Source organism: Vibrio splendidus (assembly GCF_002873455.1).
In the GTDB taxonomy this organism is placed as follows: Bacteria; Pseudomonadota; Gammaproteobacteria; order Enterobacterales; family Vibrionaceae; genus Vibrio; species Vibrio splendidus_J.
The window spans coordinates 119,430-137,393 of sequence record NZ_MCUN01000018.1; the positions used below are offsets into that span (position 1 = coordinate 119,430).

Annotated in this window: 23 protein-coding genes and 5 pseudogenes; 26 read left to right on the forward strand and 2 right to left on the reverse strand. The window is 42.5% G+C overall.

Annotated features, from left to right (window positions below; all coding sequences use genetic code 11):
* Nucleotides 1–223: 223 nt before the first annotated feature.
* Nucleotides 224–646, reverse strand: coding sequence for a universal stress protein (locus tag BCU75_RS15885; RefSeq protein WP_102464365.1), 423 nt, complete (start codon nucleotides 644–646; stop codon nucleotides 224–226).
* Nucleotides 647–888: 242 nt separating this feature from the next.
* On the opposite strand from BCU75_RS15885, the pseudogene BCU75_RS15890 reads away from it, so the two are divergent.
* The 12 genes and pseudogenes from BCU75_RS15890 to BCU75_RS15940 all read left to right on the forward strand — a co-directional run bounded on the left by BCU75_RS15890 (nucleotide 889) and on the right by BCU75_RS15940 (nucleotide 9,572).
* Nucleotides 889–2,019, forward strand: a pseudogene (locus BCU75_RS15890) (PcfJ domain-containing protein).
* A 43-nt stretch (nucleotides 2,020–2,062) separates the two neighbouring features.
* Complete coding sequence (locus BCU75_RS24700; protein WP_277868917.1) at nucleotides 2,063–2,197, forward strand: hypothetical protein; 135 nt, start codon at nucleotides 2,063–2,065, stop codon at nucleotides 2,195–2,197.
* 66 nt (nucleotides 2,198–2,263) lie between these two features.
* Nucleotides 2,264–2,716, forward strand: a complete 453-nt coding sequence (locus BCU75_RS15895; RefSeq protein ID WP_102474427.1) for a GNAT family N-acetyltransferase — start codon at nucleotides 2,264–2,266, stop codon at nucleotides 2,714–2,716.
* 114 nt (nucleotides 2,717–2,830) lie between these two features.
* A pseudogene (locus BCU75_RS15900) lies at nucleotides 2,831–3,017 on the forward strand (hypothetical protein); the annotation flags it as partial.
* Nucleotides 3,018–3,283: 266 nt separating this feature from the next.
* Nucleotides 3,284–3,538: a DUF3297 family protein gene (locus BCU75_RS15905; protein ID WP_029225066.1), complete on the forward strand. Its 255-nt coding sequence runs from the start codon at nucleotides 3,284–3,286 to the stop codon at nucleotides 3,536–3,538.
* A gap of 533 nt (nucleotides 3,539–4,071) precedes the next feature.
* Nucleotides 4,072–5,445: a glycerol-3-phosphate transporter gene (gene glpT / locus BCU75_RS15910; protein ID WP_102474428.1), complete on the forward strand. Its 1,374-nt coding sequence runs from the start codon at nucleotides 4,072–4,074 to the stop codon at nucleotides 5,443–5,445.
* Nucleotides 5,446–5,523: 78 nt separating this feature from the next.
* The gene (gene glpQ, locus BCU75_RS15915; protein ID WP_102474429.1) at nucleotides 5,524–6,579 is read left to right on the forward strand and encodes a glycerophosphodiester phosphodiesterase; all 1,056 of its coding nucleotides are present in this window, start codon (nucleotides 5,524–5,526) and stop codon (nucleotides 6,577–6,579) included.
* A gap of 243 nt (nucleotides 6,580–6,822) precedes the next feature.
* Nucleotides 6,823–7,287 (forward strand): ASCH domain-containing protein, encoded by a 465-nt coding sequence (locus BCU75_RS15920; RefSeq protein WP_102474430.1) that lies wholly within the window; start codon nucleotides 6,823–6,825, stop codon nucleotides 7,285–7,287.
* Between the two features lie 84 nt (nucleotides 7,288–7,371).
* Nucleotides 7,372–7,872, forward strand: coding sequence for a GNAT family N-acetyltransferase (locus BCU75_RS15925; protein ID WP_102465683.1), 501 nt, complete (start codon nucleotides 7,372–7,374; stop codon nucleotides 7,870–7,872).
* 43 nt (nucleotides 7,873–7,915) lie between these two features.
* Nucleotides 7,916–8,437, forward strand: coding sequence for an HAD family hydrolase (locus BCU75_RS15930; protein ID WP_102474431.1), 522 nt, complete (start codon nucleotides 7,916–7,918; stop codon nucleotides 8,435–8,437).
* A gap of 112 nt (nucleotides 8,438–8,549) precedes the next feature.
* Nucleotides 8,550–8,930, forward strand: coding sequence for an STAS/SEC14 domain-containing protein (locus BCU75_RS15935; protein WP_102474432.1), 381 nt, complete (start codon nucleotides 8,550–8,552; stop codon nucleotides 8,928–8,930).
* Between the two features lie 228 nt (nucleotides 8,931–9,158).
* Nucleotides 9,159–9,572 (forward strand): NUDIX hydrolase, encoded by a 414-nt coding sequence (locus tag BCU75_RS15940; RefSeq protein ID WP_102474433.1) that lies wholly within the window; start codon nucleotides 9,159–9,161, stop codon nucleotides 9,570–9,572.
* A gap of 52 nt (nucleotides 9,573–9,624) precedes the next feature.
* Here the strand turns inward: BCU75_RS15940 and BCU75_RS15945 are convergent, their stop codons facing one another.
* Entirely contained in the window at nucleotides 9,625–10,026 is a 402-nt protein-coding gene (locus BCU75_RS15945; protein WP_102474434.1) for a YkgJ family cysteine cluster protein, read from the reverse strand.
* A gap of 209 nt (nucleotides 10,027–10,235) precedes the next feature.
* Here BCU75_RS15945 and BCU75_RS24455 point away from each other — a divergent pair, with 209 nt between their 5' ends.
* The 14 genes and pseudogenes from BCU75_RS24455 to BCU75_RS16015 form a co-directional block, all read left to right on the forward strand.
* Nucleotides 10,236–10,397, forward strand: a complete 162-nt coding sequence (locus BCU75_RS24455) for a hypothetical protein (protein WP_012604036.1) — start codon at nucleotides 10,236–10,238, stop codon at nucleotides 10,395–10,397.
* Nucleotides 10,397–11,095 carry a pseudouridine synthase gene (locus tag BCU75_RS15950; protein ID WP_102474435.1) on the forward strand — a complete coding sequence of 233 codons (699 nt, stop codon included), beginning with the start codon at nucleotides 10,397–10,399 and terminating at the stop codon, nucleotides 11,093–11,095. Before BCU75_RS24455 ends, BCU75_RS15950 begins: the two co-directional genes overlap by 1 nt.
* Before the next feature lie 64 nt (nucleotides 11,096–11,159).
* Nucleotides 11,160–11,534 carry a VOC family protein gene (locus BCU75_RS15955; protein WP_102474436.1) on the forward strand — a complete coding sequence of 125 codons (375 nt, stop codon included), beginning with the start codon at nucleotides 11,160–11,162 and terminating at the stop codon, nucleotides 11,532–11,534.
* Nucleotides 11,535–11,630: 96 nt separating this feature from the next.
* A complete protein-coding gene (locus tag BCU75_RS15960) occupies nucleotides 11,631–12,239 on the forward strand; it encodes a sugar O-acetyltransferase (RefSeq protein ID WP_102474437.1) in 609 nt (202 codons plus the stop codon).
* Between the two features lie 157 nt (nucleotides 12,240–12,396).
* Entirely contained in the window at nucleotides 12,397–12,993 is a 597-nt protein-coding gene (locus BCU75_RS15965) for a hypothetical protein (protein WP_102474438.1), read from the forward strand.
* A 430-nt stretch (nucleotides 12,994–13,423) separates the two neighbouring features.
* A pseudogene (locus BCU75_RS15975) lies at nucleotides 13,424–13,838 on the forward strand (GFA family protein).
* Nucleotides 13,839–14,067: 229 nt separating this feature from the next.
* The gene (locus BCU75_RS15980; protein WP_102474440.1) at nucleotides 14,068–14,319 is read left to right on the forward strand and encodes a hypothetical protein; all 252 of its coding nucleotides are present in this window, start codon (nucleotides 14,068–14,070) and stop codon (nucleotides 14,317–14,319) included.
* Nucleotides 14,320–14,545: 226 nt separating this feature from the next.
* Nucleotides 14,546–14,764 carry a DUF3955 domain-containing protein gene (locus tag BCU75_RS15985; protein WP_102474441.1) on the forward strand — a complete coding sequence of 73 codons (219 nt, stop codon included), beginning with the start codon at nucleotides 14,546–14,548 and terminating at the stop codon, nucleotides 14,762–14,764.
* 110 nt (nucleotides 14,765–14,874) lie between these two features.
* Nucleotides 14,875–15,351, forward strand: coding sequence for a GNAT family N-acetyltransferase (locus tag BCU75_RS15990; protein WP_102474442.1), 477 nt, complete (start codon nucleotides 14,875–14,877; stop codon nucleotides 15,349–15,351).
* 61 nt (nucleotides 15,352–15,412) lie between these two features.
* A complete protein-coding gene (locus BCU75_RS15995) occupies nucleotides 15,413–16,045 on the forward strand; it encodes an RraA family protein (protein ID WP_102474443.1) in 633 nt (210 codons plus the stop codon).
* Between the two features lie 112 nt (nucleotides 16,046–16,157).
* On the forward strand, nucleotides 16,158–16,760 hold the full coding sequence (locus BCU75_RS16000) for a glutathione S-transferase family protein (protein WP_102474444.1): 603 nt from the start codon (nucleotides 16,158–16,160) through the stop codon (nucleotides 16,758–16,760).
* A gap of 127 nt (nucleotides 16,761–16,887) precedes the next feature.
* A pseudogene (locus BCU75_RS24590) lies at nucleotides 16,888–17,052 on the forward strand (MBL fold metallo-hydrolase); the annotation flags it as partial.
* Nucleotides 17,053–17,060: 8 nt separating this feature from the next.
* The gene (locus BCU75_RS16010; protein ID WP_102474445.1) at nucleotides 17,061–17,618 is read left to right on the forward strand and encodes a nucleotidyltransferase family protein; all 558 of its coding nucleotides are present in this window, start codon (nucleotides 17,061–17,063) and stop codon (nucleotides 17,616–17,618) included.
* A 25-nt stretch (nucleotides 17,619–17,643) separates the two neighbouring features.
* Nucleotides 17,644–17,943 (forward strand): annotated as a pseudogene (locus tag BCU75_RS16015) (nucleotide triphosphate diphosphatase NUDT15); the annotation flags it as partial.
* Nucleotides 17,944–17,964: the final 21 nt, after the last annotated feature.

A 17,964-nucleotide genomic window follows, 5' to 3' on the forward strand; every position in this document is an offset into this window, starting at 1 on the left:
GGGCTAGCAAGATCACAAATGATTACGTCAAATGGGTAAAGGGTGAACTGGGGTAACGAAGATTGAATAGTGGGGATGTAAGCCAACCAATAATAGCGATAGAGGTTGGCTAATCAAGTCTGGCTCTATAAGCCAGGACAGCTGTTCTTAAAGAGAGGCTGTCTTCAAGATTGCCAGTCTTTGAGAGCGACAGTCTTTAGGAGCAGACAGGCCATAGAAGCAGTTAGTCCATAGGAACGACGAGTATGTCGACAGGAGAAGAATCTATCAATTGCTTCGAGTGCGAGACGATCTTATGCCAAAAATCATGATGATGACCACAGAGCATTAGGTCAATGTTATGTATTTTCACGGTGTCTTTGAGCTTGTCATTCAAATCACCAGTACCCACGAAGATATGCTTAATTGGGTGTTTGGCGTAGGCCTCAAACTCTTTCAAATGCTTAACGGCATCTTCATTGATCGGTAGATCGCCTTCATTTCCCTGAATATCAACGAGTTCTGGGTAAATCTCTCCATGTGTACCGTCGATATAAACAAACGAGATGCCAGCTTCCAGCTTGTCTGCGAAGAAAGTCGCTCGATCGATAAGAATCTTGGTGTCGTCGGACATTTCAACTGCGACCAGAATATGTCGGTATTCCATAATTTAAGCCTATTGTTGTGAGTTATGTAACAAGCATAGTTTTTGTTGGTGCAAATGATATCGAAGAGATCTCATATTGCGCAAAATCATCATTCAATGTTCTTCTAAGCACTATCGTATTTATATCGCTTTGATTGATAAGAAATTTACAAAAGGTTGTTATAGTGAAATGAGTTCGATGCTTTATGCTTTTTTATTAGATCAGCTCGACAGTCCAACTCGCCAATAACCAAGAGGCATCAATGACAGTATTACTCACCATCCCGACTCGAACACTAGGCTTTGACTACGATATTGAGATCTGCGATTGGTCGCAAAAGCTCGTGGGCTTTCATGTGTTTGAAGATGGTCGACGTCCGCTCGACGGTGGTATTGGTTTAAGCCTCAATCTTGTTGAACAATTTGATGTAAATGGTCGTTGGTTAGATTCGTTACCTGCTCGTTATCGTGAGATCACCGATGACTTCCCAGAGTATCAATACCAGATGCTGTGGTTAGCTGCGAACACTTATGAAGCAGCTCAACTGCTTGAGTTAAGACCTGTTATCTTGGCATTAATCTGTATGAAATACAGCGTCGACAACAAGAAAGCATTGGAACTGAGTCGCCTAGGGCAAAAGAGAATCTTAGCTAAATTAGGCTTAGACAGCAGTAAAGCGACGCTCAAATTTATCGATAAGTTAGAACTGCACTATAACGTCGGGGATGAACTTGACCACATTGTTCGTATTCTCGAACCACTGCAAAGACGTGTGCTCAAATTCAAACATTACTCTAAAGTAGGCTACACGGCGCTGCGTTTGGACCAAGTTCATCCATTTCTAACAGGCAGTCGATTGGGTATCGCAATGGTGGAAGAGGGTAGACTCAATGCTCCATCGAAAATGGCGATGTTCCAAGATGTAATACTATTGGGGCAGGATTTGGAGATGGACGATCCATTGCGCGCCATCACGAGTCAAAATTCCTTTGCTATGTTTGAGCAACTGCATGATAGATGGACTGAACAGCGCCAACTGAGAAGGTTAGAGGGAAATCGCCCTGTGGACATGGATATCCCTTATCCAGTTCCTTTGTTGGGTAACGACGACATCCACCCGCTTACCGATTACTACGACCTTGAATAAGAGGGTGTGGAACAAAAACATTGCATTGGCGTTTATCACAATCGAATCATGAGTGATCGCTACGTGGTGTTTCGGATGTTTAAACCTCAGCGTTTAACCATCGGTTTACGTCGTGTTCCAAGTAAGGTGTTTCCGTTTGAGATTGACCAAATCTGCGGAAAACGAAATGCACCGCCATCGGAGTCCGCTCGCCAAGTGATTCATGACTGGTTAGAAGCGAGCAAGCAAAAGTACCCTAAGCAATAGCTGTGAAATAGAAGAGTAGCTGTGAAGTAGAAGGAATAACAGGATGTTACAACAAGGCGATTTATGCCCACATTGTGGTTTAATTATTGTCATGCCAACCGATTTGCAAGCGGAGTGCTTGGGTTGTGGCGAAGAGATCAATCAAGACCCTGCAGACGATTACGACGAAGAAGAGTAACTTTACCTACACTGATATAAACCAAGGCTAGGATGGCCGTATTGGCCCTTCAAAGGATGGAAAGACATGCAGAAAGTAATCTTTAGAAATTGCGATGAAAGTTCGCCATATTGGAGTGAATTAGAGCGCTTGTTTCAAAGTGAATGGTCGGATTTCAAGTTTAAAGATACCTATAAAGACTGCGTACAACTCCCTCCAGTAATAGTAGTGCTTCGTGATAATGTGGTCATTGGTGGCTTGGCATATTCCCATTTTCAGGAACCTCATCAAGTTCGGGATGTGGTATGGATCAACGCTGTGTTTGTTGAACCTCAATGGCGCGGCCAAGGTATTGCGAGTGAGTTGATTAAACGAGCTGTTGAACAAATGCCAGATTATTATCAATCCCAACCCTCGAAAAATTCAACGTCTAAGTTGTACGCCTACACCAATATTGCGCCTTTGTACCTTTCTCTTGGTTGGTCAATCGTCGAGATTGAAACCGAACCCAACCATCACGTCATGAGCGTTACGTTTTAGGCTGAATATTCGGAAACAGCCTAACAGCCACGAAACTCTCTGCCTTCCTCATCTTTCGATTTATGAGCACCTTTTCATAAATGCTTAAACTTCTTAGCGACAAGATCTTGAATCAACACCGAAACTAACGTTGCTCCTTCATACACATTGTTTGACGCAACATTGAGTTACCGAATCGAAGATTACAAGTTCCAAGTTGCAGAAGAACTTAGCAGACAAAGAGTACGTGGCTACGTGTGACTTCTATTGCTTCTACGGTGACCGTCGTAACGTGATTGCGAGCGTAACTTATGACTGGTAACGTAACTTTATAATCAGTAATTACTAGTTTATGAGCACTCAGTCCAACGGGCTGGGTGCTTTTATTAAGTTCATCATCTCCCTTTACCCACAACACATAACTTTGTTCAACTTTCGTTAAAACTCATGCCTATATCGCCTTTAAATCAAACAACTAGACGCTGATTAAAACGATCAATACGATTTATTGCAGCAGTTGTTGAGCACAAAGCCTATATTGACTAGAATGACGCACTTTTTTTATTTACGTACATACAGGTAATGAACATGAGCGATACTAATTCAAGACCAGCTTTACCAGATCATCTTGCAGGTAACCCACGCAGCCCACACCACGTGGCTGAGTGTTTCGAATACCCAATCGGCATTCGTCTAAATGGTAAAGAACGTACTGATGTTGAAGAATACTGCATCAGCGAAGGTTGGGTTAAGATCCCTTCACCTAAAGCGCTAGACCGTCGTGGTCAGCCTATGCTTATTACTCTAAAAGGCTCTGTAGAAGCTTTTTACATCGAAGAATAATCGCTTTGTGTGACTAGCTAATGCTTCGTGTAGTTAGCTAATGTTTGGTTTAATTAGCCAATACAAAGTCACTAAGAGTTATTCCCTAAAAGGGTCTAGAGAAATCTAGGCCCTTTTTGTTTGCATTGATGTTGGCGAACTTATCTAAACAACAGCCAAAATCACCTCCATAACTCCATAACTCCATAACTCCATAACTCCATAACTCCATAAAGCTCATCAAAAATGTCGACGTCCAATATGCATATGTAGGAGTAATGCGGTTGTTGGTTGATTTGTGTTCGCTCGCTCGTTCCTGGTTGATTTATATTCGGAATTATTGCTGTTAAATTAAACAGTAAAAAATAAGAATATGAAGCGCAGTCTCACTAAATGAAACTAAAGTGCTGTATTTAAGGTTATTTATTGTTAATGGCTATCTCTATCACAGAAAATAATCCTGAAGCACATACAATTCTCCTGCTTTCGAATGAGCGCAATATTTTTTCGTTCGAGCATTTTTATTTCTATCGCCCAATATACATGAGGTTCCTATGTTTGGAATATTCAAACCTATGGCGCATATCGATCGCTTGTCTACCGATAAGATTGATAGCACCTACACACGATTACGATGGCAGCTTTTTCTCGGCATCTTTGTTGGCTATGCAGGCTACTACCTAGTCCGCAAAAACTTCAGTTTGGCGATGCCATACCTGATTGAACAAGGTTACAGTCGAGGAGAGCTAGGGGTTGCTTTAGCCGCAGTATCCATCGCTTACGGTTTATCTAAGTTTTTAATGGGAAGCGTTTCTGATCGCTCAAATCCGCGTTATTTCCTCAGCGGTGGCTTGTTAATGTCTGCACTGGTGATGTTTTGCTTCGGCTTTATGCCATGGGCAACTGGCAGCATCACTGCAATGTTTATCCTGCTGTTCTTGAATGGTTGGTTCCAAGGTATGGGCTGGCCAGCTTGTGGACGAACCATGGTTCACTGGTGGTCACGCAAAGAGCGCGGCGAGATTGTATCGGTATGGAACGTTGCTCACAATGTTGGCGGCGGCTTGATTGGCCCAATGTTCTTATTGGGGCTATGGGCTTTTAACGATGATTGGCGAACCGCTTTTTATGTTCCTGCATTTTTTGCCACTCTCGTTGCTGTTTTCGTTTGGTTTACAGTAAGAGACACGCCTCAATCTTGTGGCCTACCACCGATTGAAGAGCATAAAGACGATTACCCAGACGACTACGATACGTCTCATGAAAAAGAAATGACTGCTAAAGAGATCTTCTTTAAGTACGTTTTCTCCAATAAGTTGTTGTGGTCAATCGCAATTGCTAATGCATTTGTTTACCTTATCCGTTATGGCGTACTCGATTGGGCTCCTGTTTACTTAAAAGAAGCGAAAGACTTCTCTGTAGATAAATCATCTTGGGCTTACTTCTTGTATGAGTGGGCTGGTATTCCGGGCACGTTATTGTGTGGTTGGATTTCAGATAAGTTGTTCAAAGGTCGACGCGCTCCAGCAGGGATTCTGTTTATGGTTCTCGTAACGGTTGCAGTGTTGGTGTACTGGTTGAACCCAGCGGGTAACCCAACGGTTGATATGCTGGCACTTATCGCGATTGGTTTCCTTATCTATGGGCCAGTAATGCTCATCGGTTTATATGCGCTTGAACTTGCACCTAAGAAAGCAGCGGGTACAGCAGCAGGTCTAACGGGTTTGTTTGGTTACTTAGGTGGCGCAGTTGCTGCCAATGCGGTGCTTGGTTTCATGGTCGATCATTACGGTTGGGATGGCGGTTTCATGATTTTGATCGGTGCTTGTGTTGCTTCAATAATTTGTCTGCTTTACGCCTTCTTAGGTGAGCGTGAACATCATAAACAAAAAGATCTTGAACGAGAAAAAGAAGCGCTAACTCAGTAGTTCATTAACTAAATCACACTATAGTAATAACAACAGAGGCAGGTATATCCTGCTTCTGCTTTATCAAGGGAAACAACAATGAAAACAACGTCACTGTCTCTGACTTTACTAGCACTTAGCTTATCTGCCAATGCGTTCGCCGATCCTTTAGTGATTGCGCATCGCGGTGCTTCTGGTTATTTACCAGAGCATACACTACCCGCTAAAGCACTCGCTTACGCAATGAAACCCGACTACATCGAACAAGATGTCGTGATGACCAAAGATGACCAGTTGGTGGTGTTACATGATCACTACCTAGACCGAGTAACCGATGTTGCAGATCGCTTTCCAGAACGCGCTCGAGCAGATGGCCGCTACTACGCGATTGATTTTACGCTTGCCGAGATCAAATCATTAAAAGTAACCGAAGGCTTCAACTTAGATGACCAAGGTAATCGAGTGGCTGGGTTCCCAACACGCTTCCCAATGTGGCAGTCAGATTTTCGTGTAGCTACTTTTGCCGAAGAAATTGAATTGATCCAAGGTCTTAATAAAACACTGGGTTATGACGTGGGTATTTATCCTGAGATTAAAGCGCCTTGGTTCCATCGTCATGAAGGCAAAGATATCTCTAAAGCTGTGCTTGCGACCTTGCAGCAATATGGTTATCTATCGAAAGATGACAAGGTGTACTTGCAGTGTTTCGATGCCAATGAGCTTCAACGAATCAATAATGAACTCCTGCCTGCGATGGAAATGGATCTTAAGCTCGTTCAGTTGATGGCTTACACTGATTGGAACGAAACCATGACTTACAAGGGTGAGAAAGCGACGCCGTACAGTTATGACTGGATGTTTGAGAAAGGCGGCATGGCAAAAGTCGCTAGCTATGCTGACGGCATTGGCCCATGGAAACCTATGCTTGTGGACGATGCATCGACTAAAGATAACATCATTATTAAGCCATTGATGAAGTCAGCAAAAGATGCTGGCTTAGACGTTCACCCGTATACGTTCCGTGCCGACCCAGGAAGAATCCCAGCTTATGCCGATAACTTTGATGGCATGTTGGATGTCTTTTACAATCAAGTAAAAGTCGATGGTTTGTTTACCGACTTCCCAGACAAAGCGGTCGACTTCTTAAACCGTTAATTTCCTGCTCAGTTGCGAGATACTAGTAATGAGATACGAAGAGCTAAAAGCACAGCCTAAAGGCACTTTTAGCTCTTCTTGTATTGGCCCCAAATCCTACCCAAATTCTTTTTTTTCAGCCCACATTTTGATATTCACTCGGTTTACAGCAATAAACTGACTTGATAGGTTACTCCCAATGCAGTTAGGTGTTTAATCTATAAGTATTTATCGGCTCAATCTTATATTTAATTTGGAAAGATCATGGAAGAAAGAAGTAAAGCTTATCTCGATAGCTACCTCAACACATTGCCAGCAGACGTTGCCTCGCAATACACCTCCTTTAGTGCAGATTATTACTGCGCCGACGAGTACAACGCCAACCTCTGCGCGCAGTTGATTCTTAAAGGTGAAAAACAGGCGTCCTGCGGCCTTGAACATTGGTATACCCATGAAGGCGAGGCGAGACCTATAGTTGGTCACTTGCAAGTCGTCACCGATTGGGATGGCAAGCCCGTCTGCATTGTTGAAATCACTTCAGTCTCACAGTGCAAATACAACGAAGTTACTTCAGAGTTTGCTGCTGCTGAAGGCGAGGGTGACAAAACACTAGAATGGTGGAGAAAAGCACACTGGAACTTCTTCTCGCGTGAATGTGAAGAACTCAAGATCTCACCAAGTGAAGACATGTTACTTATGTTGGAGCGTTTCAAAGTGGTTTATCAATAATACAGTAACCGTGAGTGTCTTTTTGAATCTCAAGGCATGGCATTTAAGGTTTAGTGTTCAATAAGAAGTAACAAGTTAGTAATCATGAACTTAACAATCAGAGAAGTCGCGGTAGAAGATGCACAATGCATTATTAATGTATTGAATCCAATTATTATCGAAGCGCGTTATACCATCTTGGATCAGACTTTTACTGTTGATGAAGAAAAGGCATTCATTGAGTCGTTCCCTGAGCGCGGTGTGTTTAGTGTTGCTGTCAACCAAGTTACGAGTCAGTTACTTGGCTTCCAGAATGTCGAACCCTTTGCTACTTATACTAAAGCCTTTGATCATGTTGGTATCATTGGAACTTATGTTGATGCAAATAGCCGTGGGCAGGGCGTTGCAAAACAGTTATTTGATTACACATTCAAAGCAGCAAAAGCCAAAGGTTATGAAAAGCTGTTCGCCTATGTAAGAGCAGACAACGAGCGCGCGTTAGCGGTTTATCTAAAGCAAGACTTTGAAATCGTCGGTACGGCTAAGAAACACGGTAAGATTGGCGACCAGTACTTTGACGAGATCCTTATCGAGAAGTTTTTATAGGCTAGCTTAAACACTAGATAATTCACCGTATGCAGGAGGCAAGATGTTCACGTCTACAAAACTACTAACTCAGCCCAAGCTTACAAAGATAGTCTTATTCGACTGGGGCAATACGCTGATGATCGATTTTCCAGACGCACAAGGGAAGATGTGTGACTGGGAAACCGTTCAAGAAGTGAATGGCGCTCGTGAATTACTGGCTGAACTATCGAAAACTCACCAAGTTTATGTTGCTACCAATGCTGGTGATTCCAGTAAAGACGACATCATCCATGCCTTCGCGCGTGTTGGCCTGTCTCAATACATCTCAGATTACTTCTGTAAGGCGAGCATTGGCTTCTCTAAATACGACTTGGGGTTTTACCACGCCATCATTTCTAGGCTAGGTGTTAGGCCACAAGACATCACCATGGTCGGAGACTCGTTAGATAAAGATATTTATCCAGCGCTTAAAGCAGGCTTGCATGCGGTGTGGTTGAACTCGGAAGGATCTGAACTTCAATCAGAGCATCCGGATATCGTGCAAGTTCAAAGCTTGAGCGAACTGTTGGAAAAGCGAAGTTAACTCTCTGATATTAAGCCTGAATGCAGTGCTTGTCTGTTTTGACGTTAATCTCTCATCTCTTTGTTGTTTGATCCTCTAAGCTAAGTTTAGTTTCCACTATGAGGGCTAGGTTATGAGTATCGAACGTCACGGAATATCGGTTGGAATTGAACGTGTTAGTGGTGAAACCATCGTTGTGTTTAAAGCGAAAGGCAAACTCACTCACGATGATTACCAAGCAATGATACCAATTCTAAATACCACGCTAGAAGAACTCGATTCATCGAAAATCAAGATGCTGGTCGACATCTCCACCTTAACGGGATGGGAGTTGCGTGCTGCTTGGGACGATTTCAAATTGGGATTAGAGCTCAATTCGAAGATAGACAAAATTGCTATTTACGGCGATAAAAGCTGGCAAGAAATGGCATCAAAAGTCGGCAGTTGGTTTGTGTCGGGTGAGATTAAGTCATTCGAAGACCATGACTCTGCGCTTCAGTGGCTAGTCGATTGATACTATTCGCGGGCAGCTAGAGAGTAGTTCGTAAACATCGCCAATGACAGTTGATGAGCATTGTCTCGAACGCTGTCATTTTTCGTTTTGGTTATGATATTTCCTATTCGATTCAATAGAGCATATTCATTCCAGCGTGTAACATACGCAGGCTTGGTTTAGTCGTGACTAGTAGCGCGGCCAGATTCAGTAAAAACGAGAATTAAAACAAAAATAAGGTCTAACGACATGCATAAGGTAATTGATAAGCTGGCTTGGATATTCATCAAAGACGGCAAGTTGTTGATGGTGAGATCAAAAGGCAAAGAACTGTTCTACCTACCGGGTGGTAAGCGTGAAGCTGGCGAAAGTGATGAGCAAGCACTGGTTCGCGAAATCAAAGAAGAGATCTCAGTAGATTTAGTGCCTGATTCAATCAAATACGTTGAAACGTTTACAGGCCAAGCTGATGGCAAAGCGGAAGGCGTATCGGTGCAATTGACTTGTTATCTTGCTGATTATACTGGCAAACTGTCTCCAGATGCCGAAATTGAAGAGCTTAAGTTTGTGGATGGCAACGACAGAGCGGTATGTTCATTGGCTGCTCTTGTTGCGCTTGATTGGTTAGAAGCAAACCAGTATTTACCACTTATCAGTAAATAATGGCTCGTTAATACAGAACGACTGTTTAGTCAGGATCTTTATAGATCAGTGCTTACGAATAGCTTGAAGGGCGGCTGTCTTTCATCAACAGGTCGAGTTTCCTTTGAGCTTTCTTCGTGTCTTGTAAATCCACCACCTCAATCATCTCGCATTCATCTCTTACCATCTCATTGATTAAGCTCGGATAGTGGCGGCAATCTTCAGGTCGGTCTAAGTAAATGCTGCACGTATATTTCGCTTGAGCAGTCTTATCTTTCGTTGGAACAACTTCTAGGAAAGGGCAACGACTTAAACGTTCGCCAGATTTAGGATCAAACCAGATCTCACTACCGCGAACATATTCAAATATGTCTGGGTTGAACAACTCCCACAAATCAATCTCTTCTTGCGTTGCGGCGAGGTCACCATCTCCGTATTTGATACAGCATTTCCCGCATTGATTACAATTTTTCATTAGTGACTTCATTGGTTGGTGAGCTTTTATCATTTTACCACTGATAGGCGTGGCACGTTGACTTTGTTGTTCATGGTTAAGTCGTTACGGGGCGAGAACATGGAATGGCGGCGCTTAAAATCAATTTATCTATGCACCACCACTCCAATCAAAGCTGTAAACAGTGATACAATTTACGCCTCTCACGTTATTCAAGCAAAGGCATCAAAATGAGAACCGTATACACCACCGAAGGCGACATCAACGCAAAGAAACAGAAAGACGCTTATCCAAAGTTGGCGCTATGTGATAACTGCGTTCGGGATTATGTGGTGATTGCCCAAGGTGAACGAACCTACAAGCCTTGTGCTAAATGTGGTGCAGACGATTAATGCGCCTTGATAAATATCTTTGTAAAAGCACAGAATTAACAAAACTCGAAGCCGTTCAGCGAATCCAAAACGGTGAGGTGAGTGTGAATAGCGTGGTTGTGCTAGACGAATCGACTCAGGTTCATGAAAGCAATATCATCTTGTTGAATGGCACGCTTCTTAAGTTGCGAGAATTTCGATACCTTTTAATGCACAAGCCAGCGGGTACTATTTGCTCCAATATCGATGAGGTTTATCCTTCGCTGTTCAACTACATCGAGGTAGACAAAGCATCAGAACTGCACATCGCAGGGCGCTTAGATGCAGACACAACAGGCTTAGTCTTGATTACCGATGATGGGCGCTGGTCATTCAATATCACGCTGCCAACCAAGTCATGTAAGAAGGTCTATCGCGTGACATTGTCACGAGATATCAAAGACGATGTCGCTGACAAGTTCAAAGCGGGCATTCAATTGCAAGGCGAGCAAAAACTGACGCGTCCGGCAGAGCTTGAAGTGATTACCAGTAAAGAAGTGCTGTTGACCATTACAGAAGGCAAGTTTCATCAAGTAAAACGAATGTTTGCTGCGGTAGGGAATCGAGTTGTTGGACTACACCGAGAGCAGATTGGTGATGTTCGTTTAGATGTTGAAGCAGGCCAGTGGCGTTATCTAACTAAAGCCGAAGTTGACTCATTTCAGCTGGGTTCTGAGTAATCGTTTAACCACTAGAAGCGTTAAGCGTGTCAGCACCAGAACATCAACACTATAAGGATGTAGGATGGAAAACCTAAAAGTCTCAGAAATTAAGTCTTTCGTACCCGCGAAAGACTTCGATTTATCTAAGCGTTTTTACCAGTCAATCGGCTTTGAATTGACGTCTGAATTTCACGATATCGCCTATCTACGACACGGGAGTTGCGCCTTCCTTTTGCAAAACTTTTATGAACCTGCGCACTGTCACAATTACATGATGCACTTGCTGGTTGAAGACGTAAAAAGTTGGTATCAACACATCCAAAACTCTAATGTAGTGTCGGAATTTGAAGTTACCGTTTCCGAAGTTGTTGAACAGCCTTGGGGAATGCTTGAGTTTTGTATTACTGACCCAAGTGGTGTGCTGTGGCGTGTGGCTGAAAACATCAGGTCGCGTTAGCTCATCTAACTTGCATTAAGGCCAGTGAAAACTTCAAATTATCCATCTGTTTCTTTATTTATGCCGACATAAGGCAATGATCAAATAGGTTCAAACATGGATATAAAGGCTAAAATGCACAGCCAAGACGTTTACTACTGTGACGACGTTGATTTGGTTGCTGAGCAAACTCAATGCTTAGAAGTGCTATACGATTTCAACCACACTCGCCCGAGCGAAAGTGATAAGCGGCAACAGATCATGAAGCAGTTGTTCGCCGAAGTCGGTGAGGGCTGCTACATCGAACCGCCGTTACACGCGAACTGGGGGCGTCACACGCACCTCGGTAATAATGTATACGCCAACTTCAACCTAACGCTTGTGGATGACACAGACGTGTTCATCGGCGACAACGTGATGATTGCACCTAATGTGACTATTGCAGCAGGCACACATCCCATCAGTCCAGAACTCAGGTTAAAAGCAGCGCAGTTCAATGTCCCCGTTCGTATTGGCAATAACGTTTGGCTTGGCGCGCACACCGTTGTACTTCCCGGTGTCACTATTGGTGAAAACTCAGTAATAGGCGCAGGAAGCATCGTCACCAAAGACATCCCAGCCAATGTCGTCGCAGTCGGTAATCCATGCCGTGTGGTACGCGAAATCAACGAACACGACCGCGAGTATTACCACAAAGATCGCCGTATTCCCGATGAACTAAAGTAGGCGACTTTCCACATGCCTTAAATTGGCTTTGACATAAGTCATTGTTATGTAATGATTTGGTTGCATGTTTTTAGTGTATCTTAGAAGCTAAACAGAATTATTCTGTGTTTAAGCGCAGAATTTTTTCTGTTTGATAGCCACACAAGGGGATCGAACATTGTTTGGATTATTCAAGAAAAAGGAAAACAAGATAGAAATTGAACCTGAATTTATTGTGGTCTCTATTAATGCTCGTATCCAGCCAATGCACAGAGGTGAAATATACGAAGACCCTCTCGATGCAATTCTTTCGAAAAGCTCTATCGGCGAGGTTTCTGGTGGTGGCACTCTTCAGTCCCAATCTGGCGAAGTCGAGTATTGTGATGTAGAAATTCAGGTTAACAGTTCAAGTGATGGAACTGTTGAGCTAGTCAAGTCGTCACTCGAAAGCTTGGGGGTTCCAAAAGGGTCAAAAATCAAAGTGGAGGCCACTGATTCCGAAATAGAGTTTGGTACTTTAGAAGGGTTAGCTATTTACTTAAACGGCACCGATTTAGGCGCCGAAGTATATGAGAACAGCGACTCAAATCACGTCTACAGTGAACTTGGTCGGCTCACTCAAGGTGATGGCAAAGTTTACAGTTACTGGCAAGGCTCTACCGAAACTGCTTTCTATTTATACGGCACTTCATTTTCTCAAATGAAATCGCAAATCTCAGAGTTAGTTAATAACTACCCGCTGTGTCAAAAATGCAGAATTGAGCAGATTGCATAAATTTGGCTAACAAGACGCTAAAGCAGACACTACACACTTGGTATTTTTGCTTTGTAAAAGTCTATGCCAAGGTTTTGTGCAGCTTAGTGTAATGCCTTGTCATTCTTCCAGAGTTAAAGCAACTACCCATACCTAGTGTTAATAGCTTGTTTGGGTTCACGGTGCTTTTCTTAACTATTTGGTAGAGTGACATTTCAATGAGCATGGAGGTTTTATAATGGGAACTGTAATCGGTCTTGTGATTCTAGCTGTTATAGATTGGTATCTTGTTCGTAAAACAGGGCTTCATATTCATAAATGGATCTCTAAAAAGTATGCCGCGTATCTGTCGGATAAGGGAAACAAAAAATAGCCTTTTCTTATTAAGTCATCGGTATAAAAAACGTTATCTGCTATTCATTTTACACACATTGCAAAGATTGGAGGATTCATGAAAGGTAAAGGAAAGTGCCTATGTGGCTCGGTTGAGTTGGAAGTAGAGTACGCCAGTAATGAATTGGGGGCTTGTCATTGTAGTATGTGTAGAAATTGGTCTGGCGGCCCGATGTTAGTCATTGATTGCGCTGATTCAGTTAAAATTATCAGGTGAATCAAATGTAGTGAGATATAAGTCGTCCGATTGGGCTGAGAGGGGGTTCTGCGGTAAATGTGGTACTCACTTGTTTTATTTTTTAGTGCCAAATAATCAGTATCACCTTCCTGTCGGGTTATTGATGTCTGGGGATGACTACAAGTTAACTCATCAAATATTCATCGATGAAAAGCCTGAATACTACGAATTTAAAAATGAAACACAAAATATGACTGGTGCAGAGGTTTTTGCCTACTTTGAAAGTAGAGAGTAGCACTTAGTTTTTATTAGCTTAAGACTAATTCACAACGCTCGGTATTTTTTAGTTTCGGTCGAGTTTTGTGTTTGCGGTGCAATGGTATCGGTTAGGTGTTGCTCACGCCTAACATCCCAGCATCAACCCCCAAATTGAAGTGCCTCGAAACTCGATTGTGTGAACTCTTAATAGCTGGATAGTTACTCTAATATACAATGAGTTTTCTAATGGCTCTTAGGGGGCTGAAATGACAGATATGGCAATATCAAGTTACCTTGGCTGGTTGTTACTTCTTATAGGTTGTTATCCTTTCTTGCTTGTTGGTGTCAGTATGTTTTTCTATGATGCAGAGCGTAAACAAGCATTAAGGTGGTTGAACGGAGTTAGTTTTCTATTGGCTGTATTCCTTCTTTACATGCATATGCAGACAGAAGTTATCTATGGTTGGGAACTGCTCGAAGCCTGGTATCGTGTTAACCCAGAAGATAGGCCTCAATAGAAAGCACATAACAAGTGATTAATATCCATATCAGCATGATGCTAAACGATTGGCATTTCTAGATCGAATCAACTTTAGTGTTTTCGGTACATGGTTGAGGTGAGGTGGTCGCGATGTCAGCCACTTCAAGCGGCGATAACTCGTCTATCCAATTATGCTTATCGGAGTGAACCATGTTCTCTTACCAAGTGTCTGACATTTTAGGTATTAAAATGTTGAGGCTCCGATGAATTTTCTCCGTAAGTATAAAATCAGTTTCCTTTTCTGCGCTAGTGGCCTTTTGTGTTTCATTGTTTATAACACTATCGGTTCATACGTAGATGAAAATGGTTTGTTAGTTGAGCCATTTGGGCTTATTCCGTTGTTTTGGATTTTTGAACTACTTGTATTGGCAGCTTCGATTGTTACCTTCGTCAAGAATAGAAAGGTCCAGTCGATGGGTTAGCTAAGCTGCAAGAGCGTAAGAAAGTGTCGTTATCAGTAGCAGCTTAGGGGCGAATCGACACGCGGGGGTATTATGTTACTAATTGAATTCAATGTTTATAAAGGATGAACATGGTAGTACTTAGAGAGATGCGCCAAGACGAATATCCAGCTTATTGTCAGTATTTTATTGACGATTACAGTCAGGAAATAGCTAGAAACTATGGGCATTCTTTAGACGTTGCAGTCGAATTGGCAAAGAAGGACTTGCATCGCAGTTTCCCTGACGGACTAGAGAGTAATGAGCATTCGCTATTGTGCATTGATGTTGAAGTCGATGGTGAATGTAAGCTTGTGGGTTACCTTTGGCACTCAGTAAATATTGGGGATAAATCTACGTTTATCTATGACTTTTTTGTTTCGAATGAACATCGAGGTCTAGGTTATGGTACTCAATCAATTTCTGCGTTAGAGACCCAACTACTCGCTATTGGTATCAATCAAATAAAACTGAGGGTCGCATATCATAATGAGCGGGCGCTTAAGTTGTATAAAGAAGTTGGCTTTGAGGTTACCGGTTTCAATATGTCTAAGAAACTAAGCGGGTAGCCTCGACACATCAAGCAATATACATAGACCGGCAGGTTTCATTCAAACATGGAGTGCAAATATGAAGTCAGATTTTTCAAAACTTGCGATAACCGAGTACGGAAACATACTAAGTAACGACCACTTTATTAACTTTAGTATTGGTCCTCTTTGGAAGGGAATGCCGCCAATTTTTGGAGAAGCGTTTACTGTCCAGTTAACGTCTGGTGATAATTTAATGCTTCATTCAGCCATATACGAAGCACCAGAAGGTTCCATCATTGTAGTGGATGGAGTTGATAGCGAATATGCAGTAGCCGGCGGTAATGTATGTGCAGTCGCTAAGAGTCGAGGTATCAAAGGCTTTATTATTGATGGTGTCATTCGAGATTTGAGTGAAATTTCAGATATGAAGTTTCCAGTTTTTGCGAAAGGTGTTCATCCAGTACCGGGAAAGAAAGAGGTCTATTCTGAATTGGGCGCTCCAATCATTTGCGGGGGAGCAAAGGTCTCTACGGGAGACATCATTGTTGCTGATATAGAGGGTATTGTCGTTATTCCTAAATCAAGAAAAGATGAAGTGTTCTTAAAGGCCTCAAAGAAAGCAAGTGACGAAGCTTCATTGACGCTCGCTGAATGGGAAGCGAATCATAGATCCAAAATAGCTCAAGCAATTACGTCTGCGAAACAAAAAACTGAAAATACTCAAATCTGATTCGTAATGTGTGGCATTTTTAGTTCAAACCAGTTTGGTTTTACGGTCAATGCAGGAAGTCCGGTTGCGTTGTTCACAATGCAACACATCGTCATGTTTTAGGGGAGGATACATGCAAGTTTTGTTGTACAGCGCAAAAGGATCGAACAGCTCCGAAAGGGTAGAGTGGGTGCTTAATTTTAAGCGGATACCTTACGCTAGAATCGAGGTTAACTCTGACGAACTAACGACAACATACCTAGATGTAAACCCTTTTGGTTATGTTCCGTCACTTTCGGTCGATGGTTCGGTGTTTTCTGAATCAATGGCGATTATTGAGTATCTTGAAGAGCGATTTCCTAATTCCACCTTACTGGGTAAGGACCTTGTTGAAAAAACTCACATTCGTAGAGTTTGCGAATACGTAAACTCTAGTATTCATTCCCCTCAAAACAGAACAATATTAAGGTTCATGCGTCCAGAGTTAGATGAGCGATCAAAGCGTGAACTTCGTGGGGAGTGGATTATGTGCTGCCTAGAAAAGTTAAGTACGTCAATCTGTCGTGAATCAGAGTTTGCTGTAGGCAGTGACTTTAGCGTTGCTGATATATTTGTGGCTTCAATCTATAAAAAAGCGTTACAACATGGTTGTGTGAAAAATAATTTCTACGACAAACATTTAATGTACATAAGGTTAAACGAAAGTGTTGCGGTTTCAGAACCACAAACAACTTAGATGTGAATCATGGCATGTGGTATTGCCAAGAATGTGTACGCTTAATGTTTAAGTTAGTCTGATTTCGGCATTGTATGTGACAGACAGACCTTAACAGCACTTGCCGTAAATGAATCAAAAGGGAACGATGCAAATAACGACGCTGGTTGATAATATTCGACTGGATAATCGGAAAGGCTTAACCGTTGAGCGCGGGCTGTCACTATATATTGAAATCGAGATACTAAAGATCTTGTTCGATATGGAAAATGGCGATACGTTTTGTCAAAACGCACCATTACTCGGTGTTAATAGGTCACGATGAATACACAAAAACTAAAGAACCTCATTCAACAAGTTCCTGAGCTAATTGAAACAGCCAACGTATGTCGTGAGCTGGGCTTACCAAACTTCTATATTGCAGGCGGCGCTATCACTCAAATGATCTGGAATGACATAGAAAACAAACCACTTCTAGAGCAAGTTAAAGACTTCGATGTAGTCTATTTCAATAATGCCTCATTCATCACTGAAGATGAGTTCAAAAATCGCATTCGCTCGCGGTTAAGTCATTCTGTCGACGTGGACGTAAAGAACCAAGCGACTATTCATGAGCATTACGCTAAGAAGTTCGGTTGCTTCATTCAACCATACGGTCGTGTTGAACAAGGTATCGAGTCTTGGCTTTCTGCGTTTGCTATCGGGTTTACTCTGGATGATTCAGACGATATAAAGTTGTTTGCACCATACGGCGTAGAGGACGCTTTTGATATGCTGATTAAACCGAATAAGCGAGCAATGACAGAAGCGAATTACAACAAAATGACCGCTGGTTATAAGGCCCGATGGCAGCAAGTAAAAGTGCTCCCTTGGGGTTGATTGATAGAATGTTAAGGAGTTTTAAGTGAGTCAGGAAGTAAGAGTAGGTGTAGCTGCGGTTATTCTACGTGAAGGGCGAGTGCTACTTGGAGAACGAATTGGTTCTCACGGGGCTCATACTTGGGCAACGCCGGGTGGACATCTTGAATGGGGAGAGAGCATTCAAGAGTGTGCTAAACGCGAAACACTCGAAGAGACTGGCTTAGTTGTTAGTGTATTTGAGAAGCTGTCTTTTACTAATGACATTTTTGAGAAAGAGAACAAGCACTATATAACGCTCTCTGTTGTTGCGTCTGAAGTTAACGGCGAACCACAGGTGACCGAGCTGTAGTGGTCAACTAAAATT